Here is a 25139-nt window from a genome sequence, read left to right on the forward strand (position 1 = left end):
TCCTTTGTGCGTCTCAAAGGACGCACGGCGCTCTATGGAGGAAGTTTGATGCGCATTTTTCTGTTCGGAGCCGGTTATTCTGCCCAAGCCTTTGCACGAAAAATGGCCAGTGAGGCGGAACGCATCGACGGGACCACGCGACACGAGCAGAAATTCCCGCTCCTTGAACAGGCAGGCATAAAGCCGATGCTCTTTGACGGCGAAACGCCCTCGCCCGATCTTCTGGACCGGCTTTCGCAATCGACCCATGTGGTCGTTTCAATCTCTCCCGGCGAGAGCGGCGATCCGGCGGTCGCCGTCGTTGAAGAAGCGCTTCGCCGTCCCGATAATACGATCCTCTGGATCGGTTATCTGTCGACGGTCGGCGTCTATGGCGACCATCAGGGCGCTTGGGTGGACGAGACCGTTCCCTGCAAGCCTGCATCCCGGCGCAGTCTGGAACGCGTTGAAGCCGAAGAAGCATGGGGACAATTGAGCGAACGGCACGGAACGCCGCTCGCTATCTCGCGCCTTTCCGGCATTTACGGGCCGGGCCGCAATGCCTTCGTCAATCTGGAACGCGGCACGGCACGGCGCATCATCAAGGACGATCAGGTCTTCAACCGCATCCATGTCGAAGACATTGCCGGTGCCTTGCGTTTTCTGGCGGGCACCAATACGGACGGCATTTTCAACATCACCGATAATGAACCAAGCCCGCCGCAGGATGTCGTCACCTATGCAGCCGAGCTGATGGGCGTGACGCCGCCGCCGGAAGTCCCCTTCGCGGAAGCCGACATGACCCCAATGGCGCGCTCCTTCTATGGCGAGAACAAACGGGTCTCCAACCAGCGCATCAGGGATCTCGGCTATGAATTTGCCTATCCCGACTACAAGGCGGCCTTTTCAGCCATGTGGCGCGACGATAGCTGGCGCTGAAGTCGCGCCAATGCTAAAAGCAGGTCTGCAATCGAACCGGGACAACACAGAATGAGCAGCACCGAACTCGCAACCAGATAAGCCGCAACAGCCTTTCCGACCTGTTGCGGCATCTGCCCCGGACCAATTTCCCTTAAAGCGCATCCCGAAAAGCGTGTGACGGTTTTCGGATGAGACGCGCGTTTTAAAGAAGGCAGATCGCCGCCCGAATTCTTTCTCGAGCGGATGCTTCGTCATGCCTTTTGATAACAAACAGACTCCACGCTGGAGTTATTCCCTGCCATTTGCGCTCGCGTTGATGGCTCCCTTCGACATTCTCGCCTCGCTGGCCATGGACATCTACCTGCCGGTCGTACCGTCCATGCCCGCCATCCTGCAAACGACACCCGCCATGGTGCAACTGACGCTCAGCCTCTACATGGTGATGCTGGGTGTCGGGCAACTGCTGTTCGGCCCGTTGTCGGACCGTTTCGGACGCAGGCCCATCCTGCTTGGCGGTGGATTGGTTTTCGCCCTCTCGTCCTTCGCTCTGGCGATCACCGACAATGCCACAGTTTTCATAGTGCTTCGTTTCGTACAGGCAACGGGCGCTTCGGCGGCACTTGTCGCCACTTTCGCAACGGTCCGCGACGTCTATGCGAAGCGTCCCGAAGGCGCGACGATCTACAGCCTTTTCAGCGCCATGCTTTCCTTCGTCCCTGCGCTTGGGCCGATTGCAGGCGCACTGATTGCGAAGGGCTTCGGATGGCGGACAATCTTCGCATTGCTGGGCGTTTTCAGTCTCGTCGTAACGTGGCGCGCCTTGCGCCATTGGCACGAGACACGTCCCACCAACAATGCGCCAGCAGCCAGAAGTCTCAGCCGGATCGTGAAGGACTTCGGGTTCTGGACCTATACGCTCGGTTTCGCGACAGCGATGGGCACGTTCTTCGTGTTCTTTTCCACGGCGCCGCGCATTCTGATCGAACGCGGCGGCTTCGGCGAGACCGGCTTCAGCTTCGCCTTCGCCAGCGTTGCCGTCGTCATGATCGCCGCCACGCGCATCCTGCCACGCCATACGCAGAAATGGGGAGCGCGTACCAGCCTCGCACTTGGCATGAGCGTGCTCGTCGCCAGCGCGCTCCTGCTTCTGGCGGGTGAGAAACTGCTGCAACCATCATTCACAAGCCTCATCGTCCCAATGTGGCTTGCCGCTATCGGGATCGTTCTCACCGCATCGATGACGGCAAATGGTGCGCTTGCAGCTTTTGACGACAATGCAGGCATGGCGGTGGCGGTCTATTTCTGCATTCAAAGCCTGATCGTCAGTCTCGCAGGAACTGCGCTCGTCATTTTGCTGCCCGGCGACACGGCTTGGCCGCTAATCGCATTCTGCACAGTGATGCCTCTTGTGGTCCTGACCATGCTTGCAAGGTTGCAACGGAGCTGATCCAAATGCCGGTCGGCTGACACAAACAGCCGACCGGCATTGATGGCCCGTATTTCACACAGCATAATGTCGGCAGCTTTGCTGTTTGATTCGCAGTCACAGCGCCCTTTGGCAAACCATGGAATTGCCCCATGATCGCAAACAGATTGAAGAAGATCATTCTTGCAGCCTCGCTGGCCGCAATGATCGCGCCCGACTTCGTGCCAATGGCCATGGCGGAGGACATGCCCGCCAAACAGGCCTTCGGTGGCGAAGCGCTTCCCGTGCTGGCACAGCAGCCGCAATCTATCGGCTTTTATGCCAAGGGATGCCTCGCCGGTGCCGTGGCGCTGCCGACCGACGGACCGAACTGGCAAGTCATGCGCCTTTCACGCAATCGCCGCTGGGGACATCCGCGCATGATCGGCCTTCTGGAAAAACTGTCCCGCGATGCAGCAAAGGACGGCTGGCCCGGCCTGCTCGTCGGTGACATCTCGCAGCCGCGCGGCGGACCGATGCTCACCGGCCACGCCTCGCATCAGGTCGGCCTCGATGCCGATATCTGGCTGACGCCCATGCCGAAGAAGCGGTTTACCGATGCCGAACGCGAGAGCGTTTCCGCCGTTTCAATGCTGAAACCGGATTCGCTCTATGTCGACCCGAAGAAGTGGACGCCTGCCCGCACGGCCCTCATCAGACATGCCGCAAGCTATCCGGAAGTCGAACGCATCTTCGTGCATCCCGGCATCAAGAAACAGCTTTGCGACACCGTAACCGGCGACAGAAGCTGGCTCGGCAAGGTTCGCCCCTATTGGGGTCACTTCTACCATTTCCACGTTCGCCTGACCTGCCAGCCCGGCTCGCCCCAATGCAAGCCGCAGCCGAAAGTGGCGGCAGGTGACGGCTGTGACAAGTCGCTCGCCTGGTGGTTTACCGACGAACCATGGAAGCCTGCAAAGCCATCGAAGGAACCGCCGAAAAAGCCGCGTCCAGTGATGGTTTCGGATCTGCCCAAGGCCTGCGCCGCCGTCCTCAACGGTCCCGCGCCGAATTCGGTCGCCGATGTGACCTACGGCGTGCAGTAGAGGCTTTTGGCGCTTTTCAGGTCTTTGGCACTTCGCTATAGATTTAAAACGATTTAGAATGCCGGAGCGGTTCCTGTTATGACAAAATGATCGGAACCGCTCCAACTGTTTGTTTCATCGCATTTTCTGACGTAAAACCGTTTCACACTTTTGCTGGAAATGTTCTAATGACAAGGTTATCAACTCGTAAGGTTGCTCATTCATGACGGAACGCCTGCGCATCGCATTGATCGCTCATGACCAGAAGAAGGATGACATGGTCGCCTTCGCCAAAGCGCATGAGCAGGCTTTGGCCCGCTATGACATCGTGGCGACGGGCACGACCGGCGGGCTTATTCTGGATGCCTGCCCATCGCTCAGCATTCAGCGTGTGAAAAGCGGGCCGCTCGGCGGGGATCAGCAGATCGGCGCGATGATCGCAGAGGGTACGGTGGAAGTACTCATCTTCTTCATCGACCCCCTGTCGCCGCTTCCGCACGATGTCGATGTGAAGGCGCTGACGCGCCTTGGCAGCGTCTACGACATTCCAATGGCGCTCAATCGTGCGACGGCCGAAAAGCTCATCAAAGCGCTTGATTGATCCGGCACGACCAACCAATAAGCGAAGACATGACCAGGGAGAGGACATGCAAGTGACTAGCCATGCCGAACAGGGTTTCCCGTTTCCGGTACTCGTCGGCGATATCGGCGGCACCAATGCCCGCTTTGCTATCCTGGTGGATTCCAATGCCGAGCCGAAGGAGTTTCCTGTTCTCCAGACGGCGGATTATGCAACCATCGATGAGGCGATACAGAGCGCCATTCTCGATCACACCTCGATCCGGCCGCGTTCCGCCATTCTTGCTGTGGCCGGTCCCGTCGACGGTGACGAAATCGACCTCACCAATTGCGACTGGGTCGTGCGTCCGAAGAAGATGATTACCGATCTCGGTTTCGAGGACGTGACCGTGCTCAACGATTTCGAGGCGCAGGCGCTCGCCGTCGTATCGCTCGGCAGCGATCATCTGGAGCAGATCGGCGGCAAGCCGGAAGAAGTGATCGCCACCCGCGTCGTGCTTGGCCCCGGAACGGGGCTCGGCGTTGCCGGTCTTGTGCGCACGCGCCATGCATGGGTGCCGGTGCCGGGCGAAGGCGGGCATATCGATATCGGCCCGCGCACGGAACGCGATTACCAAATCTTCCCGCATATCGAACGCATCGAGGGCCGCGTTGCAGGCGAACAGATCCTTTGCGGGCGCGGCCTGCGCAATCTCTATCTCGCCATATGCGCCGCCGACAAGGTGACGCCGACGCTGGAGACGCCCGCCGACATCACCTCAGCCGGGCTCGATGGCAGTAATGCGCAAGCGGAAGAAACCTTGCATCTGTTCGTCACCTATCTCGGTCGCGTTGCTGGCGATCTGGCGCTGGTCTTCATGGCGCATGGCGGCGTCTATCTTTCCGGCGGCATTCCGCAGCGCATTCTTGCCGCGCTGAAGGCTGGCGCCTTTCGCGAAGCATTCGAGGACAAGGCCCCGCACAAAGCCATCATGCGCGACATTCCTGTCCGCGTGATCACGCACCAGCTTGCGGCTCTCGCCGGGCTTTCCGCCTTTGCGCAGGCCCCTGCCCGTTTTGAAGTCGCAACCGAAGGACGCCGCTGGCGCATCAGAGCATGATTCCGAAAAGTGGGAACCGGTTTTCGGGTAAAGTCATGCTCAAGCAAAAATTTAGAGCGGGATGTTTTTAAGCTGAACCATCATCCCGCTCTGAGCAGTAAAGCTTGAGGATGGTCAAGCCGCACGGATAACGTTATAGAAACGCTGCATGGGAATTGCCGCCGGCTTTTTCAGTGCAGCGTTTCCGTATGGGAAGTCGTATTTTTCAACACTAGCCTCCGATCTGCGGAGGCTAAGAGACAAAAAGCGCTTTGGCACGTGAGTCTATTCAAGAAGAAAAACAAGAAGATCGATACGGGCGAAGCCACCCGCGTAATCCGGCGCATGATGTCGGAAAACATCCGCGAATATAAGAAGAACTACATTATCGCCATTCTGGCATCGCTCATTGTCGGCGCATCGAATGGCGCGCTGGCCTATCTGATGAAGCCGATGATCGACAAGATCTTCTACGAGCAGAATCTCGGTCTCGTCTGGGTCATTTGCGGCACATTGCTGGCCATTTTCTTATTGCGCGGCTTTTCCGGTTACATACAGGCGGTGGAACTCGCCAAGATCGGCAACAATCTGGTCGCGCGCTATCAGAAGCGCATTTTCGACCATCTGATGAAGCTCGGTCTCGATTTCTACAACGATACACGTTCAGGTCATCTGGCGGCGCAGATCAACCAGAATGTTTCCGGCATTCGCGATCTTCTCAACATGACGATCTCGTCAATCGCGCGCGATCTCATTTCGCTTGTCGGCCTCGTCGGCACGATGTTCTATATGGACCCTATACTGTCCGTTGCGATCTTCCTGATCGGACCGCCGCTCATTCTGGCCGTTGCCTATATTTCGCGCCGCATTCGCTCCGTCACCCGCGACCTCGTGCATCTCAACTCCCATCTGCTGGGCGCGATGCAGGAATCGATTCAGGGCATTGCCATCGTCAAGGCCTTTACGATGGAAGATCAGCTGCGCGCCAAGATCGGCAAGCTTATCGACCAGTCCGAAGGCCGCAGCAACAAGATCGCCAAGGTTTCCGAGCGCACGACGCCCATTTCCGAAATGCTGGCCGGTTTCGCCGTGGCGGGCGTGCTGGCCTATAGCGGCTATCGCGCAATTCTCGAACAACAGCCCCCCGGCGCAACCTTCGCCTTCATCACCGCAATGCTGCTGGCCTACGATCCGGCTCGCCGCCTCGCCCGCCTTCAGGTCGGGCTGGAAAAGGCGCTCGTCAATGCGCGCATGATCTATGAAGTGCTCGATATCGAGCCGCGCCAGCGCGATCTTGCAAACGCCGTGGAACTGAAAGCAGGCCCCGGCGAGATTCGCTTCGAGGATATCCATTTCTCCTATAACGAGACCGCCCCGGTGCTGCATGGCGTCAGCTTTGTCGCCAAGGCAGGCGAAACCACTGCCGTGGTTGGCGCTTCGGGTGCGGGCAAGTCGACACTCATCAATCTCGTCCAGCGCTTCTACGATCTCGACAGCGGCAGAATCCTGTTCGACGGACAGGATATTGAACACGTCAAGAAGCAATCGCTGCGCCACGCCATCGCCTATGTCTCGCAGCAGCCCTATCTGTTCGAGGGCACCATTGCCGACAATATCCGCTATGGCCGCCCGGATGCGACGGACGAGGAAATCATCGAGGCGGCCAAGCTCGCCCATGCGCATGAATTCATCCTGCAACAGCCACAGGGCTACGATACACCGGTCGGCGAGAACGGCGTGACGCTCTCCGGCGGCCAGCGCCAACGCGTCTCCATTGCCCGCGCCATCGTGCGCAACGCGCCGGTTCTCCTGCTCGACGAGGCGACGTCCGCGCTCGACAACGAATCGGAAAAGCGGGTCCAGCAGGCGCTGGAAGGCATCATGCAAAACCGCACGACAATCGTGATTGCACACCGCCTTTCCACGGTGGTCAATGCGGACCGCATCGTGGTGATGGAAGCCGGTCGCGTGGTGGAGGAAGGCCGTCACGACGATCTGATCGCCATCCAGAACGGTGTTTATGCACGTTTCTATCAGTTGCAGAGCGGCAACGGCGATATCATCACCGAACAGACGGCAGAAGAATTGCGGACAGGAGAACCCCGATGAGCGGAGAAACGCAGAACAGCGAAATGGGCCTCGTCGTCGTCGGCGCTGGCGGGCGCATGGGACAAACCTTGATCCGCACTATCCAGACCATCGAAGGCGCGAAACTGGTCGGCGCTATCGAACGCGCCAGCTCTCCCCTTTTGGGCCGGGATGCGGGCGAAGTCGCCGGCATAGGCCCGCTCGGCGTAACGATCACCGACGATCCGCTGCCGGTCTTCGCCAAGGCGCAGGGCGTCCTTGATTTCACAAGCCCTACGGCAAGCGTGGAATTTGCAGGTCTCGCCGCGCAGGCGCGCATTGTGCACGTCATCGGCACGACAGGCTGTTCAACGGAAGACGAAGAGAAGATCCGGGCCGCTGCCCGCCACGCAACCATCGTCAAATCCGGCAATATGAGCCTCGGCGTCAATCTTCTGTCCGTTCTCGTGCAGAAGGCAGCGCAAGCGCTCGATCCAGCAGATTTCGACATCGAAATTCTGGAGATGCACCACAAGCACAAGGTCGATGCACCGTCCGGCACCGCGCTGCTTCTTGGCGAAGCCGCAGCCAGGGGGCGTGATATCGCCCTGGCTGAAAACAGTGTCCGCGTGCGCGACGGCTACACGGGTCCGCGTGAAACGGGCTCTATCGGCTTTGCAACCTTGCGCGGCGGCTCGGTCATCGGTGATCACTCGGTGTTTCTTGCCGGTCCCGGTGAGCGTGTCGTTCTCTCGCATCATGCCGAAGACCGTTCGATCTTCGCACGCGGCGCCATCAAGGCGGCACTCTGGGCCTATGACAAAAAGCCCGGTCTTTATTCCATGCTCGACGTTCTCGGGCTGAATGACTGATTATCTTTATTAACGGAGCGTTGCATATGTCTCGTACTCTCGTCCTGGTCCGTCACGGTCAAAGCGAATGGAACCTCAAGAACCTTTTCACCGGATGGCGCGATCCGGGCCTGACCGAACAGGGCCATGCCGAAGCAAAGGCCGCTGGCCAGCGCCTGAAAGCCGCCGGTCTCAAGTTCGACATTGCCTACACGTCAGCGCTGTCGCGGGCGCAGGTGACCTGCCAGCACATTCTCGATCAGCTCGGCCAGTCCGATCTCCAAACGATCCGCGATCAGGCTCTGAACGAGCGCGACTATGGCGACCTGTCCGGTCTCAACAAGGACGATGCCCGCGCCAAGTGGGGTGAAGAACAGGTCCATATCTGGCGCCGTTCCTATGACGTCCCGCCTCCGGGCGGCGAAAGCCTGAAGGACACTGGCGCGCGCGTCTGGCCATATTATCTGCACACGGTACAGCCGCATGTGCTGCGCGGCGAGACGGTTCTGGTCGCCGCACACGGCAATTCGCTTCGCGCGCTCATCATGGCGCTCGATGGCCTGACGCCGGAACAGATTCTCAAGCAGGAGCTCAATACCGGTGTTCCGGTCGTTTACCGGCTCAATGCTGATTCGACCGTCGCTTCGAAGGAAATCCTCGAAGCCTGATCGCCGTCTGGCTGTAAATTTGTCGGGCGCGCCCATGCGCCCGACGCCCTTTTCAACGCGAAAAAAGCATTGGCTGAAAAAAAGCTGGCTGAATGTCGAAAACGCGATTGACAGAGGCAGGTCGACCCCTTAGATGGGTCCTCGTCGCCCAGATGGCGGAATTGGTAGACGCACCAGCTTCAGGTGCTGGCGCTCGCAAGGGCGTGGAGGTTCGAGTCCTCTTCTGGGCACCATTTCCAAGTCTTCGGACCACTACCAAGGTTCTGAAGCATCCCAAAAAAGCCCGCGCAAGCGGGCTTTTTTGCATCTCGATTGTTCTTGCAGCCGCTTCGGGCTTTTAGCCAAATTATTCAAACCAACAGATTTGACAGTCGATGCAGTTTTCTCCCTCCGAACGCGACGCTCTCTTTAAGTTGCTGAAATGGCGGCGCGATGTTCGTCACTTCAGCGATGCCCCCTTGGACGACGGGATCGTCACAGTGTTGCAGGAAGCGATGGATTATGCCCCTTCAGTCGGCAATGCCCGCCCGTGGCGCGTGATCTCAGTCGAAAGTTCCGTAAAACGCGCAGCGGTGCACGATATCTTTCTGAAAGCCAACCGGTCAGCGGCACAGATCTATGAGGGGTCGCGCGCGGAGCATTACCGTGATTTGAAACTGGAAGGCATAAACGTTGCTCCCCTGCAGCTTGCCATTTTCACCGAAACGGCCCCCATTGAAGGACATGGCCTCGGCAGACAATCCATGCCCGTCACTCTGGAACACAGCACGGCGATGGCGGTCCAGAATCTCAATCTGGCAGCAAGATCGTTCGGACTCGGTGTCGGTATGGTTTCCATTCTCGATCCACACGCAATGGAAACGCTTTTCCAAGTCCAGCCAAGCTGGTGCTTCAGCCTCTATCTTTGCATCGGCTGGCCTCAGGCTTCCCAGGCAAATGACGACACGCCTTTGCTCCACAAGAACGGCTGGCAGAAAAACAAGCCAACGGTCTGGCAACGCGCCTGACGACTGCCTGTTGCAAGGGATGGCCGCTATGCGCATTCTCGTCATATGAAAATCGGAGGCGAGATGAGCCATGCAACAACCGGATTATGATCGGGACTTTGGCGAAATCATCCGCTGGCTGCAGCAGGAAGGCCTGATTCTGCAAACAGACCTGGAAGGCAATACGGAGCTTTCCACCCGCGCTGAACGCACCGACCACAAAAGGCGCAAGGCGGCGGAAATACCTTCTGACAGCCCGCGACTATCCTGAACTGCTCTCAGCCTGTAAGGTACGCCCTGCGTGGCGGGCTTTTCTGGGAGGAAAATCATGCGACGGATCATTGTTGGAACGTTTCTGAGCCTCGACGGCGTGATGCAGGCGCCGGGTGGACCGGAAGAGGATCGTACCGGCCAATTCAAGTATGGCGGCTGGACAGTACCCTATTGGGACGATGTGGTTGCCGGAGCCATGGGCGAAAGCTTTTCCAAGCCGTTCGACCTGCTTTTGGGCAGGCGCACCTATGATATTTTTGCTGCCCACTGGCCGCATCAGGTGACAGACCCAAACGCCCCCGGCTTCGTGCCCGGCGAAGGCGAGATCGCCAGAATGTTCAACGAAGTGACGAAATATGTCGCGACGCACAGGCCGGAAAGCCTGAACTGGCAGAACAGCGAACTCTTGGGCGATGATATCATCGCTTCATTGAAAGCCATCAAGGCGACCGAAGGTCCCGACCTGTCAGTCTCGGGCAGCAGCGAACTCGTTCATCAGTTGCTTGCCAGCGATCTGGTCGACGAGCTGCGGCTGCTGATCTATCCGGTCGTCCTCGGCAAAGGAAAGCGCCTGTTCGACGGTCAATCCATGCCATCAGCTTTCAAGCTGGTCAGCTCCACCACATCGCCCAGCGGCGTTATCATTGCCAATTATCAGCGTTCAGGCGACCTCAAGACCGGTTCTTTCGCGATGGAAAACCCTTCGGAAGAAGAAATCGAGCGACGCAAGAACCTTTCCTGATTTCAGCCGGCTTCCGAACTGCTGGAGCAGAGTGCCTGTCTCCTTGGGCTTGGCTTTGTCAACAACCCGATGAGTTGGGCCTATTGCGTTGATCGCGCAATTGGCGGCACAATCCCGTGTCCTTAATTCATTTGCTTACAATTATAATAACGGGGAGCCAATATGCGCCGAAGAGGCTTGCTGGAATTTGGCAGAAACAGAACGCTTTACGGCCTGTTTCTGTTCTGCGCTGTCTGCGCCATTGCAGGCAGTCTCATGAGTTATAGTGGTGAGGATTCGGCATGGCGCTGGCTGCATTATCTGACCAAGCCAACCGCAACCCTGCTACTGCTCGCCGCCGTTCTGTGCGCTGGACACCCCAAATCAAAATCCTATGGCTTCGCGGTCGCCTTTGGACTGGCTTTTGCTGCACTCGGCGATTTCTTTCTGATGCTGCCCGGCGATTATTTCATGGCGGGCCTGATCTGCTTCCTCATCACCCATTGCGCTTACATTTATGCACTTTGCCGCCATGCGCGCTTTGCAGCGCATAAGGGCATCTTCATCCTTTTCGCCATCGCAGCCCTCGCTATCATAGCGGGCCTCTGGTCGTCGCTGCCGACATCGCTGAAAATCCCGGTCATCATCTATGCCGCCGCCCTCGGCGTCATGGCGGCACAAGCCATGAGCCGCGCAATCGGCATCACGCCGGAAACGCCGCAACGCTACGCCGCCTGGCTCGCCGCGGCAGGTGGCCTCTTTTTCATGGCAAGCGACACACTGCTTGCCTACGGGCGGTTCAGCCTCGACATTCCGCTAAACGGCCTCTGGGTACTTGCGACATATTATACCGCACAATTCCTCTTTGCCCGCTCGACCGAGGATTTTGCCTATGGCGACTGAAGAACAGGCATTGCAGCTCTCATTCGAGCGCCTGCGTCACGCATGGCTTGAAGACCGCCCTGCCTATGAACAGCGTCTGGACGACCTGAAGCGCCTGCGTGAGCGACTCGAGGCAAGGCTGGATGAAATGGCGAAGGCCATCAGCGCAGATTTCGGCAATCGGTCGCTGCACGAAACCCTGCTCGGTGAAGCCAGTGTCGTCTTTGCCGAAATCGACGATGCGCTGCACAACCTCAAGCGCTGGATGAAGCCGAAACGCCGCAAGGCGGGCTGGAAAATGTGGCCGGCCAAGGCAGAAATCCGTTATGTTCCGCTCGGTGTAGCGGGGATCATCGCGCCATGGAATTATCCGGTCAATCTGGCGCTGTCACCGCTTGTCGCGGCTATCGCAGCCGGAAACCACGTTTTCCTGAAACCGTCCGAACACACACCGCGCACTGCGGAATTTCTGCAAAGCCTGCTTTCAGAAGTGTTCTCGGAGGATCGCGTCGCGGTGGCGCTTGGCGATGCATCGCTTTCCGCGCAATTCGCGGCGCTACCATTCGACCATCTCTTTTTCACCGGCTCGACAGCCGTCGGGCGCAAGATCATGGCTGCGGCCGCACAAAACCTGACCCCGGTAACGCTTGAGCTCGGCGGTAAATCGCCCGCTATCGTCAGCGAAAACGCCAACCTCAAACGCGCCGCCCGCGCAATCGCGACGGGAAAATTCTTCAATGCAGGGCAAACCTGCATCGCACCGGACTATGTTTTGATCCACCATAGCAAACGCGACGATTTCGTGAATCTTCTGCGTGCCGAAATGCAAACGCGTTACGATGGTGGATCAGCAGACAAGGACCGCACGACAATTATCAACGATGCTCAGGAAGCAAGGCTGTCGAAACTGCTGGCCGATGCCATAAACAAGAGCGAGGCCGTCATTGAGCTTCTAGCGAACTCTAATCAACCGCGATCAATGGCACCCGCACTCGTGTTGGAACCTGCCACCGACAGCGCGATCATGCGGGAGGAGATTTTCGGACCGCTTCTGCCAATTGTCAGTTATCGCCTGCTCGACGATGCGACCGACTTCGTTCTCAAGCTTGATCGTCCACTGGCGCTTTACTGCTTCAGTGACAATCCCGCGGAGATTGAAATGATGCTCAGTCGTATTGTGGCTGGCGGCGTCTGCGTGAATGATACACTCTATCATTTTGCTTGCAGCAACCTGCCATTCGGCGGCGTGGGTGCAAGCGGCATGGGCCAGTATCATGGCCATGACGGCTTTCTGACCTTTTCCAAGGCGATGCCGGTCCTGACCAAATATGCCCCTGCCCCGAGCGACCTCATCAAGCCGCCCTATACCGGCCTCACCGACAGGCTGATCCGCTTCATTGCAAAGTAGTCCCCTAATTGTGTAGGGAGTTGCTATTCAAACAGGGGCGCAATCTGTCTATATATAGAATGCTGCAATACAGTTTCAGACGGATTGCCGGTTCATCTCACCGGCTCGTATCGTAATCTTTCGGAACCGAATACCTGACAGGTGAAAAACGGGTGCTGAAAAAGAAAGAACCAAACCGGATATCGAAGTCCATCCTGACTGCGATCCGGAACAGGCCGGGTTTCAGGCCGCTCAACGCCAATATTACCGGCGGTGATATCGTCATTGCATCCTATAATGTCCACAAATGCATTGGCATCGACAAGCAGTTCAATCCGCAGCGCACGGCTGAAGTCATCAGCGAAATCGACGCGGACGTCATCGCCCTGCAGGAAGCCGACAGGCGTTTCGGCGAGCGTTCCGGCCTGCTCGATCTGGGTTTGCTTGAGCGCCGTCATGGACTCATACCTGTTCCCATTACAGCAACAATGCCCAAGGGCCACGGCTGGCACGGTAACGTGCTTCTGTTTCGCGAGGGTGTGGTACGCAATGTGCAGCAGCTCAAGCTGCCCGGTGTCGAGCCGCGCGGCGCTCTGGTCGCGGACCTGCAATTTCCGGCAGGGCCTCTCCGGGTGATTGCCGCGCATCTTGGTCTCTTGAAACGCTCCCGCGAACAGCAGGCCGAAAGCATCCTGACTGCCTTGCAGGAGGCTGACACACTGCCGACCCTGCTGATCGGCGACCTGAACGAATGGCGCGTCGGCAAGCGTTCGTCGCTCGCTGCCCTTATGCCGACATTCAATCACGTCGCCACAGCAGTTCCGAGTTTCCCGTCGCGGTTCCCGGTTTTTGCGCTGGATCGCGTATTGGGTGCACCGCACAATCTGGTTACATCGGTTGAAGTACACAACACGCCGCTTGCGCGTCTGGCATCCGATCATCTGCCTATCAAGGCGCATCTCGATCTCAAATCGGCAACGAACCTGCTGGAAGAATACAGCCCGGAAATATTCACGAGCAAAACGGGATAATATCTACAAATAAGGCGAACCCAGCCAGATTATCCGGTCCAGCAAGCGCTCCAGAAAGGGTCGGCTTTTCAGACGCGCGAGATTGACCTCGCGGCTGTCTTCTATCGCCTTGCCGATACGCTCCTCCACCCGGCGCGCCACATCGCGGTCGAGGATTTCAAGATCGACCTCGAAATTGAGCCGCAGCGAGCGCGGGTCGATATTGGACGATCCGACATAGGACCATGCGCCATCGATGGTCATCAGCTTGGAGTGATTGAAAGCGCCACCGGCCCGCCAGATACGACAGCCATCCTTCAATAGCTGGTCGAACTGGGCGCGCATGGCACGGTCCACCAGCTTCAGATTATTGACGCCCGGCACGACGATATCCACCGACACGCCGCGCCGCGCCGCCGTCACCAGCGCGCTGATCAATTCGCGGTCCGGCAGAAGATAAGGCGTCATGATGAGAATATGCTGCTCGGCAATCGAAAAGGCGCCCATCATCATGCGCTGGTTGGTTTCCACATTCTTGTCGGGACCTGACCCGACGACACGCACCAGCGTTCCTGTCCCCGGCGGATTTTCCGGCGGCGCTATCTTCCAGGCCCCGCCGGTCAGGAGTTCGCCGGTGGCAAAGCGCCAGTCTTCGGATGCAAGATGAAAAAGATCGGCAACTGCCGGACCTTCGAGCTTGAAATGCGTGTCGAAGGCAACCCCGTCGCCTGCTATTGCACGCACGAAACCCGCACGAATATTCATGCCGCCAGTAAAGCCGATCTTGCCGTCAACAATTAGGATTTTGCGGTGGGTGCGTAGATTCGCATAAGGCAGGCGCAACCCGATGATGATATTGCCGTTGAACACATCGACGGCAACGCCTTTCTCCTTCAGAAGCTTGACGATGCTTGGAAACGAATAGCGCGCCCCGACTGCATCGACCAGCACCCGCACCTCCACGCCGCGCCTGACCGCCTCACCCAGAGCATCGGCAAACTTTTCGCCAATAGCATCCCGGTCAAAAATATAGGTTTCCAGCATGATGCTGCGGTGGGCCTTGCCTATGGCGTCGAGCATTGCCGCATAAGCTTCGTCACCCGTTTCCAGCATCTCGATACTGTTGCCGCTGGTGAAATCATAGAGGCTGACCGCATCACCCAATATCTTCATCGCCCCGAACTGGCGTCCAAAGGCGGCGCGCACCAGATCGTTTGTCGTATCGAAGTGCGACAGGTGATAGAGCGCGATCTTGCCCATATTGGCGCGCTGGTGGGTGAGCGTCGAACGGCGGATGCGGTTCACACCCGCAATGGCATAGACCACCGCTCCCACTATAGGCGACAGCACGATCACACCTACCCAGCCGATGGCGGTGCGCACTTCTTCCTTGGTCATGGTCGCATGAATGGCGGCAATCGCGCCCAGAACGCCCGAAAGAACGAACAGGATATGCGGCCAGTAGTGGGAAACGAGATCGAACATCAAACGAACTTTAAGCGGAAAACGACTGCAATAGCAAAGAGATATAATGCGGCGCAGACCAAACGAACAGTGGGCGCAATAACGCTCCGGTCTGCCCTGCACAAAAGCTGGTCAAATTCAGTACACGCCTTATATTGTTCACAAGGTATTTAAAATTTGAGGGACGTCTCATGGCAACAGCTCATAATGATTTCGACCGCCCGACCTTTCCAAAGGAACTTTCCAGCAAGTGGGGTTGGTTCGTCGCCCTGGGGGTGGCGCTGCTGATTCTCGGAGGTATCGCCTTCGGTAATCTCGTTCTGGCCACCGTGGTCTCAGTCTACTATGTGGGCCTGATGATGCTGATCGGTGGCGTCATCGAGATCATTCACGCATTTGGCGTCAAAACCTGGGGCAGCTTCTTCTTCTGGCTCCTGAGCGGCCTGCTTTATACGGCAGCCGGTATTGTCGCCTTCATCAATCCCGTGCTGGCCGCCGGTGTGCTGACCTTCCTTCTGGCGGCAGCTCTTCTCGGTTCCGGTGCTTTCCGCATCTGGCTCGGCTTCAAGTCGAAACCATCCTCCGGTTGGGGCTGGATCGTCGCCGCCGGTGTCATCACCATGCTTCTAGGTCTCATCATCGCCATGCAATGGCCGGTCAACAGCCTGTTCATCCTTGGTCTCTTCCTGGCAATAGACCTGATCTTCCAGGGCTGGTCCTTTATCGCTTTCGGCCTTGGCATCAAGAGCCGATAAGCATCACACATTGCTGGCAAAGCGGCGCATACTGCGCCGCTTTTTCATTTGAACTCGACCTTTCGGCCAAGTCCTGCTAGATGCTGCCCAACATCTTCGCGGCACGCTTTCACGCGCAGCCCAACATTTCGCCATCACGAGTTTCTTCATGCCCGCTGACCATCCCGTTTCCAAGCGCCGCACATTCGCGATCATCGCGCACCCGGACGCCGGTAAGACCACGCTAACCGAAAAACTGCTGCTGTTCGGCGGTGCCATCCAGCTTGCCGGTGAGGTGAAGGCCAAGAAAGACCGCATCCAGACCCGTTCGGACTGGATGAACATCGAGCGGGACCGCGGCATTTCCGTTGTCACCTCGGTGATGACCTTCGAATATAAGGACTGCATCTTCAACCTGCTCGATACGCCGGGCCACGAAGATTTTGCCGACGACACCTATCGCACGCTGACGGCGGTGGACAGCGCCGTCATGGTCATCGACGCCGCCAAGGGTATCGAGCCACGCACGCTGAAACTGTTCGAAGTCTGCCGCATGCGCGATATTCCCATCGTCACTTTCGTCAACAAGATGGACCGCGAAGCACGCGACCCGCTCGAAATCCTCGATGAGATCGAGGAAAAGCTGGCGCTCGACACGGCCCCTATCACCTGGCCTATCGGCTCAGGCAAAAGCTTCGCAGGCACCTTCGACCTGCATAACGATACGATGCGCCGTCAGGACAGTGAAGAGCAGCCAACCAAGGTCAGCGGCCCGGAAGAAGCAGCCGCACTCCTGCCTGAAAATGAACGTGAAGCCTGGCTGGAAGGCGTGGAACTGGCGCGCGGCGTCTGTCGTCCGTTCGATCTCGCCTCCTTCCGCGAAGGGCACATGACGCCGGTTTATTTCGGTTCGGCATTGAAGAATTACGGCGTGCGCGACCTGATCGAAGCTTTCTGCGATTTCGGCCCCTCGCCGCGTGACCAGCAGGCAGATACGCGTATGGTCGGTTCGACCGAAGACAAGATGACCGGTTTCGTGTTCAAGATTCAGGCCAATATGGACCCGAACCACCGTGATCGTATCGCATTCCTGCGCGTTTGCTCGGGCAAGCTGTCGCGCGGCATGAAGGCCAAGCTGGTGCGGACGGCGAAGCCCATCAGCCTGTCTGCACCGCAATTCTTCTTTGCGCGTTCACGCCAGATCGCCGACGAGGCCTTTGCGGGCGATGTGGTCGGCATTCCGAACCATGGCACGCTGCGCATCGGCGATACACTGACCGAGGGCGAGGATATCCTGTTCCGTGGCGTGCCGAACTTCGCGCCGGAAATCCTGCGCCGCGTGCGTCTGGACGATGCAATGAAAGCCAAGAAGCTGCGTGAAGCGCTGCAGCAAATGGCCGAAGAAGGCGTCGTGCAGCTTTTCGTGCCAGATGATGGCTCCCCGGCCATTGTCGGTGTCGTCGGCGCTCTCCAGATCGACGTTCTGACCGAACGCCTGAAAGTGGAATATTCGCTGCCGGTCGGTTTTGAAATGTCGCGCTTCTCAGTCTGCCGCTGGATTACGGCGGACGATCCGGACGAACTCGACCGCTTCATCGCGTCTCATCGCGCTGACATTGCGCATGATCTCGACAATGATCCGGTTTTCCTGGCGCAGAACGGCTTTTCGCTCAATTATGAAGCCGAGCGCTGGAAAAATATACGCTTTGCAGCCATCAAGGACTATCAGGTCCGCGACAAGGCCTGATACGGTAAGGCGGTATGACCGATCCTGTTCTGGCCGCTCTCGATCTGCCCGCTACGTTGCTGCAACGGCTTACAGGTTACAGCAGCCATCAGGATGAACTTGGCTGCTCGTCCGCCAATGTCCTGCTTCTCGATCATGACGAACGTGATCCGCTCGTTCTGAAAATCGAACCGGCAAGCAACGTCAGCGAACTTGCCGGTGAATGCGCCCGGCTCGAATGGCTCTCAATGCAGGGATTGCCCAGCCCCAGAGTTGTCGCCTACGAAACGCAGGCTGACCGCCACTTTCTTTTGATGACGCGCCTTGCCGGATCGGATCTCGCTTCATTTGTCAGCATCCTCCGGGCAGACCGCATCATCTCCATTCTGGCAGCCGCCTTCAAGATGCTCCACAGCGTCGATCCCGCCGCTTGTCCCTTCGACCACCGGCTCGACCGTCGCATTGAAGATGCACGCAAACGCGTTGAAGCGGGTGCAGTCGATGAAGATGATTTCGATGATGAGCGTGAAGGGCGCAGCGCCGAAGACCTGTTCTCGGAACTTTGCCGCCTGAAACCGTCACAGGAAGATATTGTCGTCACCCACGGCGATGCCTGCCTGCCAAACTTTATGGCGAGCGACGGCGCCTTCACGGGCTTTATCGACTGCGGCAGGCTCGGCCTTGCCGACCGTCATCAGGATCTGGCGCTTGCTTGCTGGAGTATCCGCCATAATCTGGGCGACGAATGGGTGAAGCCCTTCCTCGACATTTATGGCGGTCTGGCAATCGACGAAACGAAAATCGCCTATTACCGTTTGCTGGACGAGTTTTTTTTGACCGGACCGGCGCTTCGACCACATTCGAAACACCGGTTCCATGCTCAGATAGCTGCTGCCTCGGCACCAACCGGATGCACGGTACGGAACCCGACCGCGACACGATTCCAGACATTGATCGTGTTGATGGCCATGCTCAGCTTCACGATTTCCTCATCCGTGAAATGCGCTTTCAGCGCCTCGAAATCTTCGTCCGGCGCACGCGTCTGCGCAAGCAGTGTCAGGGCTTCAGTCCAGGCCAAAGCAGCCCGTTCGCGTGGCGTGAACAAAGGCGATTCCCGCCAAGCTGCCACAAGGTAAAGACGCTCTTCTGTTTCACCCGCCTTACGGGCATCGCGCGTATGCATATGAATGCAATAGGCGCATCCATTGATCTGCGATGCCCGAATGCGAATGAGCTCGTAAAGGCTATATTCCAGCCCGGCCTCTGATACGGCTTTTTCAAGCGCGATCATGGCCTGCATGATCTTCGGTGCCAGTTTGTAGGGAACGAGTCTCGCTTCCATTATATGTCTCCTTGAGAGTTACGACCTATCGTCGCTCACTATCAAGACGAAACAGACCACCCAAATGTGACATGCACTGCGGAAAAATTATGTGTTTGCTTCAAGAAGCCGCTCGGCAATCTTCTCTGCCAGCTTTTCAGCCACTTGTTCCTTGCTCATTTCCGACCATTCCTCAATGCCGGTCCGACTTAGAATACGGACATGATTGCGATCGCCGCCCATGACACTGCTGCCATCCGGGGCATGCGAAACATCATTAGCAACAATCCAGTCCGCACCTTTCTTTTCAAGCTTGCGCAGCGCGTTTTCAGTCACGTCCTGCGTTTCCGCTGCAAAGCCCACCACAAGACCGGGGCGCTTGTCGCTATGGCCGACACCGGCCAGAATGTCCGGGTTCTCGACCATGGCAAGCGTCGGAGCGCTTTCGCCAGGTTTCTTCTTGATCTTCTGCCCAGTTTCATTGGCCGTGCGCCAATCGGCAACCGCTGCAACCATCACCGCCGCATCGGCGGGCAGATGCCGCTCTACAGCCGCCTGCATTTCACGCGCCGTCTCGACATGGATGACATCCACACCTTCAGGATCGGGAATAGTGACCGGACCGGACACCAGATGCACCGTCGCGCCAAGCCGCGCCAGCGCTGCCGCAATGGCATGGCCCTGCTTGCCCGACGAACGGTTGGCGATGTAGCGCACCGGATCGATCGGCTCATGCGTAGGGCCAGAAGTCATGACAATGGTTTTGCCCGCAAGCGGCTTTTCCTGCGGTGCGAGCAGGTTTTCGATTGCCGCGACAATCGCCAGCGGCTCGCCCATTCGTCCCGTTCCCGCTTCGCCGCTTTCCGCCATCTCGCCCTTTTCCGGCCCGATGAAGCGAACGCCATCCTTCTCGAGAGTCAGGCGGTTGCGTTTTGTCGCGGGATTGTCCCACATGGCCGGGTTCATGGCGGGCGCGATCAGCAGCGGAACCTTGCGGGCCAGCAGCACCGTGCTTGCAAGATCATCCGCAAGTCCATGGGCCATCTTCGCCATCAGGTCAGCCGTCGCAGGCGCGACGACGATCAGATCCGCATCGCGGGCAAGCCGGATATGGCCGACATCCTGCTCATCCTCACGCGAGAAAAGATCGGTAAAGACATGATCGGCAGAAACTGCGCCAATGGTCAGTGGTGTTACGAATTGCTGCGCTGCCGCCGTCATTAACGGGCGGACATGCGCACCACGCTCACGCAGACGGCGGATCAGGTCCGGCGTCTTGTAGGCGGCAATGCCGCCGCCAATGATGAGAAGGATGCGTTTACCGTCCAGCAATGCCATGTGTCGCCGACCTCTCAAAAGAGAATAGTTTCACAGCCAGATATAGAGCTTGATCGCTATGGCTGCGAGTGCAATCGCAATCACGCCCTGCGCGATGCGGCCCCAGCGTGAATGCCGGGCTTCGGCCCGGCCAATGGCTTCCGCCGTTGCCGCATCGAAGCGCAATCCATTTGCGGCCATGTCGTCCAGCGCAACGGAAACACGCTCGACACGCGCCACGAGTTCCGGCGTCTTGCGCGTGAAATGCAGCAGCGCATAAGCGCTGTCCTTCGCATCGAGCAACATGCCCTGCGGCCCGAGATTTTTGGCGATCCAGTCACCCACGACAGGTTCGGCTGCCTTCCACATGTTGAAATGCGGGTCGAGCGTGCGCGACACGCCTTCCACCACCACCATGGTTTTCTGCAACATCAGGAGCTCAGGCCGGGTTTCCATATCGAAAAGCTCGGTCACTTCGAACAGAAGCGTCAGGAGCTTCGCCATGGAAATGGTTTCGGCGGGCTGGCCGTGGATTGGCTCGCCAATGGCGCGAATGGCCTGCGCAAAGCTTGCCACGTCATGGGTGTGCGGCACGTAGCCTGCTTCGAAATGCACCTCTGCCACGCGCATGTAGTCGCGGGTAATGAAGCCGTAGAGAATTTCGGCGAGGAAGCGCCGCTGCTGCTTGTTGAGCCGCCCGGTGATACCGAAATCAACCGCAACAATCAGCCCCTGATGATCGACGAACAGGTTGCCCGGATGCATGTCGGCATGGAAAAAGCCGTCACGCAGCGTATGACGCAGGAAGGACTGGATCAGCGTTTCAGCAAGCTTCTTGAGATTGAAACCCGCGGCTTCAAGCGCCGAAACATCAGACATCTTGATGCCGTCGATCCATTCGAGGGTCAGCACATCGCGACCTGTACGTTCCCAATCGACATTGGGAACGCGGAAACCCGCATCGCCCTTGATGTTCTCGGCGATCTCGGAAAGTGCCGCCGCTTCCAGACGGAGATCCATCTCGATACGCGTGGTCTGCTGCAGCGTCTCGACAACCTGCACCGGGCGCAGGCGGCGCGTGAAGGGAACGTGGCGTTCCTGCATACGCGCAACCATATAGAAGCCTTCAAGGTCGCGGGCGAAGCGGTGGCGAACGCCCGGACGAATGACCTTGACCGCCACTTTCTGGCGCGATCCGTCCTTCATGACTTCCGCCGGATGCACCTGCGCCATTGAAGCGGCGGCAATCGGCGCGTCGAATTGCAGGTAAAGATCATCGATCTTGCGGCCAAGCGAACCTTCAATGGCGACAACCGCATCGGCCTGCGGGAAGAAATCGAGCCTGTCCTGCAAAAGTTCGAGATCGGCAGCAACATCGCGCCCGACAATATCGGGTCGCGTGGCCAGAAACTGGCCGAGCTTCACATAGGACGGACCAAGCTTGTTCATGGCCCGCGACATGCGCTCGGAACGCTGCATGTGACGCGCGCGCGGACGCGCCAGAATGCCCGCAATCCTGTGTCCGAACGCCGGAAGGCCGGAAAGCCCCTCGACGGGAAGCGCGCTGATGACACCCTCGCGCGTCAATATCCATCCGGCCCGCATCAGCCGGAAAGCGGCGGAAAGATTACTCATATGCTAAAGTTTCCAGCCGGAATGAAGCGCGGCAATACCGCCGGTAAAATTGCGATAACTCACGCGCTCGAAACCAGCCTTCTCGATCATCGCGGCAAAATCCTGCTGCTTGGGGAATTTGCGGATCGATTCAACAAGATAGCTGTATGAATCGGCATCGCCGGTAATCATCTTGCCGATGCGCGGAATGGCGTGGAACGACCACTGGTCGTAGACCTTGTCGAGAACCGGCAGTTCAACCTCGGAGAATTCGAGGCACAGGAAACGCCCGCCCGGTTTCAGCACGCGATAGGCTTCCGACAGCGCCTTGTCGATATGCGGAACATTGCGAATGCCGAAAGCAATCGTATAAGCGTCGAAACTATCGTCCCCGAACGGCAGCTCTTCGGCATTGGCCTCGACGAATTCGAGATTGTCGATAAGCCCCTTCTTGATGGCGCGTTCGCGCCCGACGCCCAGCATTGAGCCGTTGATATCGAGAATGGTGACATGAGCCTGACGGTTGGAGGCCTCGACAATGCGGAAAGCAATATCGCCAGTGCCGCCTGCAACGTCAAGAGAAGTCCAGCCGGGGCGTTTCGACGGCGCCAGCCATGCGATCATCGCATCTTTCCAGACACGGTGCATGCCCGCCGACATGAGATCGTTCATCACATCGTACTTGCTTGCGACCTTATGGAAAACGTCGTTGACGAGACCCTGCTTTTCATTTTCGTCAACCGCCTTGAAGCCGAATGAATGCTCCATGCCACCTTGTGCGCCCACGCGGTCCGCATTGCCGTTTTGCTGGCTCATAGCTCATCCTGCTTTTGAATAGTACGAAAACAATTTCGGTTATGCATATAAAGCTTGTGCCGAACGATACAAGCACAGACGTTTTCCCACTACCCCTTTTGTGAACATGGTTATCGAACCGGCTTGCGTTGACGCCGAAAAATGGCCAAAGAGACATAAAACTGTGCGTGCGCGCTCGCCACGCGTTTTCTCCGGCGCAAACTGCCGTTAAATTCAGAAAAGATAACAAGAAAAGTGGAAAGATCATGGGCGTTACAGTCGTCAGCCATCCGCTTGTCCAGCACAAGCTCACCATCATGCGCAAGAAGGAAACGTCCACAGCCAGCTTCCGGCGGCTGCTGAAGGAAATATCGCTGTTGCTTTGCTACGAAGTGACGCGCGATCTCGAACTGACCACCATGTCGATCGAAACCCCATTGATGCCGATGGACGCACCGGTGCTTGAAGGCAAGAAGCTCGTCTTCGCCTCAATCCTGCGGGCAGGCAATGGTCTTCTTGAAGGCATGCTCGATCTGGTGCCCGCCGCGCGCGTCGCCCATATCGGCCTTTATCGCGATCACGACACGCTGCAGCCGGTCGAATATTATTTCAAGGCACCGGAAGACATCGTCAACCGCCTCATCATCGTTGTCGACCCGATGCTGGCCACCGGACATTCGGCAATCGCAGCCATCGACAAGCTGAAGGAACGCGGTGCGACCAATATCCGCTTCCTCTGCCTGCTGGCGGCTCCGGAAGGCATCAAGCGCTTTACCGAAGCCCATCCGGATGTCGACGTATTCACGGCCTCCATCGATGAACGTCTTGATGAAAAGGGCTATATCGTTCCCGGTCTCGGCGATGCAGGCGACCGTATGTACGGCACAAAGTAAGCACCAGTGCGCATCCCGAAAAGTGTGAAGCGGTTTTTGGGATGCGTGCTAAAATAAACAACGCAGAGCGGCCCGCGCCTGCTATCATTTCTAGGAATGGGGTCGGCATGGCGAGGGTTTTTACGATCTTTCTAGTATTTGCGGGACTGGCAATTGCCTTCCCGCTTCTGTTTGAAAAATTCGGCCAGCAGCCGAAAGCCGGTTCAAACACATCCGCTTCAGCTTCTGCAACTCCTTCGCAGAACCTGATCGCCTATAGCGGACGCCGGATGCAGATCGCGCCGGACAGCCGCGGCCATTTCATCACGGACATAAAAGTTGCCGGTCAATCCCTTCGCGCTATGGTGGATACGGGAGCAAGTGTCGTTGCGATCAACGCCAGCGCCGCAAGGCGCGTCGGCCTGGCGCTAAAACCCGCCGATTTCAAATATCGCGTCTCGACCGCCAACGGCGAAACCATTGCTGCATCCGCCATCTTGCCCAGCATCGAAATTGGACGTGTCCGGTTGGAAAATGTGGAAGCCATGGTTCTGCGTGACGATGCCCTGTCCGACACACTTCTCGGCATGAGTTTTCTGAGGCGTCTTCGTCATTATGAAGTTTCAAACGGCGCGCTCGTGCTGACGCAATGATGTGTTACCGTACTTCCGATATGGATCGAAAGCGGCTAAACACCGATGCTCAAAATACCAATGGAAGCCAGCCATGACACCGGACCAGCGCCTGACCGAGCTCGAAATTCGCGTAGCCGAACAGGAAAAGACAATCGACGAGTTGTCATCCGTTCTGGCGGAACAATGGAAAACCATAGACCAGCTTTCTAAGAAGCTCGGCGCATTGACCGACCGCTTTCTGGAACTGGAAGAACAAACCGCGCCGGACGTCCCGGTCACCAGACCACCGCACTGGTAACACCATGCTTCAGATCGTCTCCCTCGCCGACCGTCCCGATCTTGTGTCCGTCTGCGCCTCATGGAACCATGCGGAATGGGGCGAATTTACCGGCTCGTCCCTGGCGCAAACCGCAAAGGCTTTTAGCGATATTTCGCACGAAGACGATGGTCAGGCGGCGCGGGTTGCGCTCTGGAACGGACAACCTGCCGGCCTTGCCCTTCTGATCCACAGCGATCTGGAAACACATCCGCATCTGAAGCCGTGGGTGGCAAGTGTTTTCGTCGCGCCTGACTATCGCGGCAAAGGCATTGCCAAAGGTCTCGTCGGCGCTATCGAGGACGCGGCGCAGGAACTCGGCTATGCAGAAGCCTTTCTCTACACCGACAAGCCGGACCTGTACCGCCGGATCGGCTGGAGCGATTTCGAGCATCTGGAAGGCGACTATGCCGGGATGCTGATCCTGAAAAAGAAAATCGCGCGGTAAGCAC

The 25139-nt window shown here is 57.8% G+C and carries 25 protein-coding genes, 1 tRNA gene and 1 pseudogene; 22 read left to right on the top strand and 5 right to left on the bottom strand.

The genetic code is table 11. From position 1 onward, the window contains the following. Positions 1–48: 48 nt before the first annotated feature. The 15 genes from JNC70_RS18935 to JNC70_RS19005 all read left to right on the top strand — a co-directional run bounded on the left by JNC70_RS18935 (position 49) and on the right by JNC70_RS19005 (position 13914). Positions 49–918, top strand: coding sequence for an SDR family oxidoreductase (locus JNC70_RS18935; protein WP_104755745.1), 870 nt, complete (start codon positions 49–51; stop codon positions 916–918). Between the two features lie 235 nt (positions 919–1153). Further along, positions 1154–2347 carry a CmlA/FloR family chloramphenicol efflux MFS transporter gene (gene cml / locus JNC70_RS18940; RefSeq protein ID WP_104755746.1) on the top strand — a complete coding sequence of 398 codons (1194 nt, stop codon included), beginning with the start codon at positions 1154–1156 and terminating at the stop codon, positions 2345–2347. 131 nt (positions 2348–2478) lie between these two features. Further along, positions 2479–3411 (top strand): penicillin-insensitive murein endopeptidase, encoded by a 933-nt coding sequence (gene mepA / locus JNC70_RS18945; protein WP_104755747.1) that lies wholly within the window; start codon positions 2479–2481, stop codon positions 3409–3411. 202 nt (positions 3412–3613) lie between these two features. Then, positions 3614–3991 carry a methylglyoxal synthase gene (locus tag JNC70_RS18950; protein ID WP_061345582.1) on the top strand — a complete coding sequence of 126 codons (378 nt, stop codon included), beginning with the start codon at positions 3614–3616 and terminating at the stop codon, positions 3989–3991. Positions 3992–4037: 46 nt separating this feature from the next. Next, the gene (locus tag JNC70_RS18955) at positions 4038–5069 is read left to right on the top strand and encodes a glucokinase (RefSeq protein ID WP_104755748.1); all 1032 of its coding nucleotides are present in this window, start codon (positions 4038–4040) and stop codon (positions 5067–5069) included. A 258-nt stretch (positions 5070–5327) separates the two neighbouring features. Further along, entirely contained in the window at positions 5328–7157 is a 1830-nt protein-coding gene (locus tag JNC70_RS18960) for an ABC transporter ATP-binding protein (protein ID WP_104755749.1), read from the top strand. Next, positions 7154–7987 (top strand): 4-hydroxy-tetrahydrodipicolinate reductase, encoded by an 834-nt coding sequence (dapB, locus tag JNC70_RS18965; RefSeq protein ID WP_104755750.1) that lies wholly within the window; start codon positions 7154–7156, stop codon positions 7985–7987. Before JNC70_RS18960 ends, dapB begins: the two co-directional genes overlap by 4 nt. A 26-nt stretch (positions 7988–8013) precedes the next feature. After that, positions 8014–8634, top strand: a complete 621-nt coding sequence (locus JNC70_RS18970) for a 2,3-bisphosphoglycerate-dependent phosphoglycerate mutase (protein ID WP_104755751.1) — start codon at positions 8014–8016, stop codon at positions 8632–8634. A 146-nt stretch (positions 8635–8780) separates the two neighbouring features. Continuing rightward, a tRNA-Leu gene (locus JNC70_RS18975) sits at positions 8781–8867 on the top strand. A 141-nt stretch (positions 8868–9008) separates the two neighbouring features. After that, the gene (gene bluB, locus JNC70_RS18980) at positions 9009–9641 is read left to right on the top strand and encodes a 5,6-dimethylbenzimidazole synthase (protein WP_104755752.1); all 633 of its coding nucleotides are present in this window, start codon (positions 9009–9011) and stop codon (positions 9639–9641) included. 70 nt (positions 9642–9711) lie between these two features. Continuing rightward, entirely contained in the window at positions 9712–9891 is a 180-nt protein-coding gene (locus JNC70_RS18985; protein ID WP_104755753.1) for a hypothetical protein, read from the top strand. 57 nt (positions 9892–9948) lie between these two features. Next, complete coding sequence (locus JNC70_RS18990; RefSeq protein ID WP_104755754.1) at positions 9949–10635, top strand: dihydrofolate reductase family protein; 687 nt, start codon at positions 9949–9951, stop codon at positions 10633–10635. 162 nt (positions 10636–10797) lie between these two features. Further along, positions 10798–11517 (top strand): lysoplasmalogenase, encoded by a 720-nt coding sequence (locus JNC70_RS18995; RefSeq protein WP_104755755.1) that lies wholly within the window; start codon positions 10798–10800, stop codon positions 11515–11517. Continuing rightward, positions 11507–12904, top strand: coding sequence for a coniferyl aldehyde dehydrogenase (locus JNC70_RS19000; protein WP_104755756.1), 1398 nt, complete (start codon positions 11507–11509; stop codon positions 12902–12904). Before JNC70_RS18995 ends, JNC70_RS19000 begins: the two co-directional genes overlap by 11 nt. A gap of 152 nt (positions 12905–13056) precedes the next feature. Beyond that, positions 13057–13914, top strand: a complete 858-nt coding sequence (locus tag JNC70_RS19005; RefSeq protein WP_104755757.1) for an endonuclease/exonuclease/phosphatase family protein — start codon at positions 13057–13059, stop codon at positions 13912–13914. Between the two features lie 3 nt (positions 13915–13917). Here the strand turns inward: JNC70_RS19005 and cls are convergent, their stop codons facing one another. After that, the gene (cls, locus tag JNC70_RS19010; RefSeq protein ID WP_104755758.1) at positions 13918–15378 is read right to left on the bottom strand and encodes a cardiolipin synthase; all 1461 of its coding nucleotides are present in this window, start codon (positions 15376–15378) and stop codon (positions 13918–13920) included. 170 nt (positions 15379–15548) lie between these two features. Here cls and JNC70_RS19015 point away from each other — a divergent pair, with 170 nt between their 5' ends. From JNC70_RS19015 to JNC70_RS19025, 3 genes and pseudogenes are all read left to right on the top strand, one after another. Then, positions 15549–16112, top strand: a complete 564-nt coding sequence (locus tag JNC70_RS19015; protein WP_104755759.1) for an HdeD family acid-resistance protein — start codon at positions 15549–15551, stop codon at positions 16110–16112. A 148-nt stretch (positions 16113–16260) separates the two neighbouring features. After that, a complete protein-coding gene (locus JNC70_RS19020; RefSeq protein WP_104755760.1) occupies positions 16261–17838 on the top strand; it encodes a peptide chain release factor 3 in 1578 nt (525 codons plus the stop codon). Between the two features lie 14 nt (positions 17839–17852). Further along, positions 17853–18650 (top strand): annotated as a pseudogene (locus JNC70_RS19025) (APH(3')-II family aminoglycoside O-phosphotransferase); the annotation flags it as partial. Positions 18651–18697: 47 nt separating this feature from the next. Here JNC70_RS19025 and JNC70_RS19030 read toward each other — a convergent pair. The 4 genes from JNC70_RS19030 to ubiE all read right to left on the bottom strand — a co-directional run bounded on the left by JNC70_RS19030 (position 18698) and on the right by ubiE (position 22885). Further along, complete coding sequence (locus tag JNC70_RS19030; protein WP_104755761.1) at positions 18698–19159, bottom strand: carboxymuconolactone decarboxylase family protein; 462 nt, start codon at positions 19157–19159, stop codon at positions 18698–18700. Between the two features lie 87 nt (positions 19160–19246). After that, a complete protein-coding gene (coaBC, locus tag JNC70_RS19035; protein ID WP_104755762.1) occupies positions 19247–20476 on the bottom strand; it encodes a bifunctional phosphopantothenoylcysteine decarboxylase/phosphopantothenate--cysteine ligase CoaBC in 1230 nt (409 codons plus the stop codon). 30 nt (positions 20477–20506) lie between these two features. Further along, entirely contained in the window at positions 20507–22090 is a 1584-nt protein-coding gene (gene ubiB, locus JNC70_RS19040; protein ID WP_104755763.1) for a 2-polyprenylphenol 6-hydroxylase, read from the bottom strand. A gap of 3 nt (positions 22091–22093) precedes the next feature. After that, positions 22094–22885, bottom strand: a complete 792-nt coding sequence (gene ubiE, locus JNC70_RS19045) for a bifunctional demethylmenaquinone methyltransferase/2-methoxy-6-polyprenyl-1,4-benzoquinol methylase UbiE (protein WP_104755764.1) — start codon at positions 22883–22885, stop codon at positions 22094–22096. A 245-nt stretch (positions 22886–23130) separates the two neighbouring features. Between ubiE and upp the strand changes: the two genes are divergently transcribed. From upp to JNC70_RS19065, 4 genes are all read left to right on the top strand, one after another. Beyond that, complete coding sequence (gene upp / locus JNC70_RS19050; RefSeq protein ID WP_139977048.1) at positions 23131–23757, top strand: uracil phosphoribosyltransferase; 627 nt, start codon at positions 23131–23133, stop codon at positions 23755–23757. A 107-nt stretch (positions 23758–23864) separates the two neighbouring features. Then, a complete protein-coding gene (locus JNC70_RS19055; RefSeq protein ID WP_104755765.1) occupies positions 23865–24389 on the top strand; it encodes a retropepsin-like aspartic protease family protein in 525 nt (174 codons plus the stop codon). A 73-nt stretch (positions 24390–24462) separates the two neighbouring features. Continuing rightward, on the top strand, positions 24463–24669 hold the full coding sequence (locus JNC70_RS19060) for a SlyX family protein (RefSeq protein WP_104755766.1): 207 nt from the start codon (positions 24463–24465) through the stop codon (positions 24667–24669). A gap of 4 nt (positions 24670–24673) precedes the next feature. Further along, positions 24674–25135 carry a GNAT family N-acetyltransferase gene (locus JNC70_RS19065; protein WP_104755767.1) on the top strand — a complete coding sequence of 154 codons (462 nt, stop codon included), beginning with the start codon at positions 24674–24676 and terminating at the stop codon, positions 25133–25135. Positions 25136–25139 lie beyond the last annotated feature (4 nt).

The organism is Brucella oryzae, from assembly GCF_041929965.1.
GTDB classification, from domain to species: Bacteria; Pseudomonadota; Alphaproteobacteria; order Rhizobiales; family Rhizobiaceae; genus Brucella; species Brucella oryzae.

What these genes read in the sequence shown, in the direction of transcription:
- mepA (WP_104755747.1), top strand. Translation starts at nt 2,479, where the DNA reads ATGATCGCAAACAGATTGAAGAAGATCATTCTTGCAGCCTCGCTGGCC.
- upp (WP_139977048.1), top strand. Translation starts at nt 23,131, where the DNA reads ATGGGCGTTACAGTCGTCAGCCATCCGCTTGTCCAGCACAAGCTCACC.
- JNC70_RS19065 (WP_104755767.1), top strand. Translation starts at nt 24,674, where the DNA reads ATGCTTCAGATCGTCTCCCTCGCCGACCGTCCCGATCTTGTGTCCGTC.
- JNC70_RS18990 (WP_104755754.1), top strand. Translation starts at nt 9,949, where the DNA reads ATGCGACGGATCATTGTTGGAACGTTTCTGAGCCTCGACGGCGTGATG.
- JNC70_RS19030 (WP_104755761.1), bottom strand. Translation starts at nt 19,159, where the DNA reads ATGGAAGCGAGACTCGTTCCCTACAAACTGGCACCGAAGATCATGCAG.
- JNC70_RS18970 (WP_104755751.1), top strand. Translation starts at nt 8,014, where the DNA reads ATGTCTCGTACTCTCGTCCTGGTCCGTCACGGTCAAAGCGAATGGAAC.
- cls (WP_104755758.1), bottom strand. Translation starts at nt 15,378, where the DNA reads ATGTTCGATCTCGTTTCCCACTACTGGCCGCATATCCTGTTCGTTCTT.
- JNC70_RS19060 (WP_104755766.1), top strand. Translation starts at nt 24,463, where the DNA reads ATGACACCGGACCAGCGCCTGACCGAGCTCGAAATTCGCGTAGCCGAA.
- JNC70_RS18935 (WP_104755745.1), top strand. Translation starts at nt 49, where the DNA reads ATGCGCATTTTTCTGTTCGGAGCCGGTTATTCTGCCCAAGCCTTTGCA.
- JNC70_RS19015 (WP_104755759.1), top strand. Translation starts at nt 15,549, where the DNA reads ATGGCAACAGCTCATAATGATTTCGACCGCCCGACCTTTCCAAAGGAA.
- JNC70_RS18955 (WP_104755748.1), top strand. Translation starts at nt 4,038, where the DNA reads ATGCAAGTGACTAGCCATGCCGAACAGGGTTTCCCGTTTCCGGTACTC.
- cml (WP_104755746.1), top strand. Translation starts at nt 1,154, where the DNA reads ATGCCTTTTGATAACAAACAGACTCCACGCTGGAGTTATTCCCTGCCA.
- bluB (WP_104755752.1), top strand. Translation starts at nt 9,009, where the DNA reads ATGCAGTTTTCTCCCTCCGAACGCGACGCTCTCTTTAAGTTGCTGAAA.
- JNC70_RS19020 (WP_104755760.1), top strand. Translation starts at nt 16,261, where the DNA reads ATGCCCGCTGACCATCCCGTTTCCAAGCGCCGCACATTCGCGATCATC.
- JNC70_RS18950 (WP_061345582.1), top strand. Translation starts at nt 3,614, where the DNA reads ATGACGGAACGCCTGCGCATCGCATTGATCGCTCATGACCAGAAGAAG.
- JNC70_RS19000 (WP_104755756.1), top strand. Translation starts at nt 11,507, where the DNA reads ATGGCGACTGAAGAACAGGCATTGCAGCTCTCATTCGAGCGCCTGCGT.
- JNC70_RS18995 (WP_104755755.1), top strand. Translation starts at nt 10,798, where the DNA reads ATGCGCCGAAGAGGCTTGCTGGAATTTGGCAGAAACAGAACGCTTTAC.
- dapB (WP_104755750.1), top strand. Translation starts at nt 7,154, where the DNA reads ATGAGCGGAGAAACGCAGAACAGCGAAATGGGCCTCGTCGTCGTCGGC.
- ubiE (WP_104755764.1), bottom strand. Translation starts at nt 22,885, where the DNA reads ATGAGCCAGCAAAACGGCAATGCGGACCGCGTGGGCGCACAAGGTGGC.
- JNC70_RS18985 (WP_104755753.1), top strand. Translation starts at nt 9,712, where the DNA reads ATGCAACAACCGGATTATGATCGGGACTTTGGCGAAATCATCCGCTGG.
- JNC70_RS19055 (WP_104755765.1), top strand. Translation starts at nt 23,865, where the DNA reads ATGGCGAGGGTTTTTACGATCTTTCTAGTATTTGCGGGACTGGCAATT.
- ubiB (WP_104755763.1), bottom strand. Translation starts at nt 22,090, where the DNA reads ATGAGTAATCTTTCCGCCGCTTTCCGGCTGATGCGGGCCGGATGGATA.
- coaBC (WP_104755762.1), bottom strand. Translation starts at nt 20,476, where the DNA reads ATGGCATTGCTGGACGGTAAACGCATCCTTCTCATCATTGGCGGCGGC.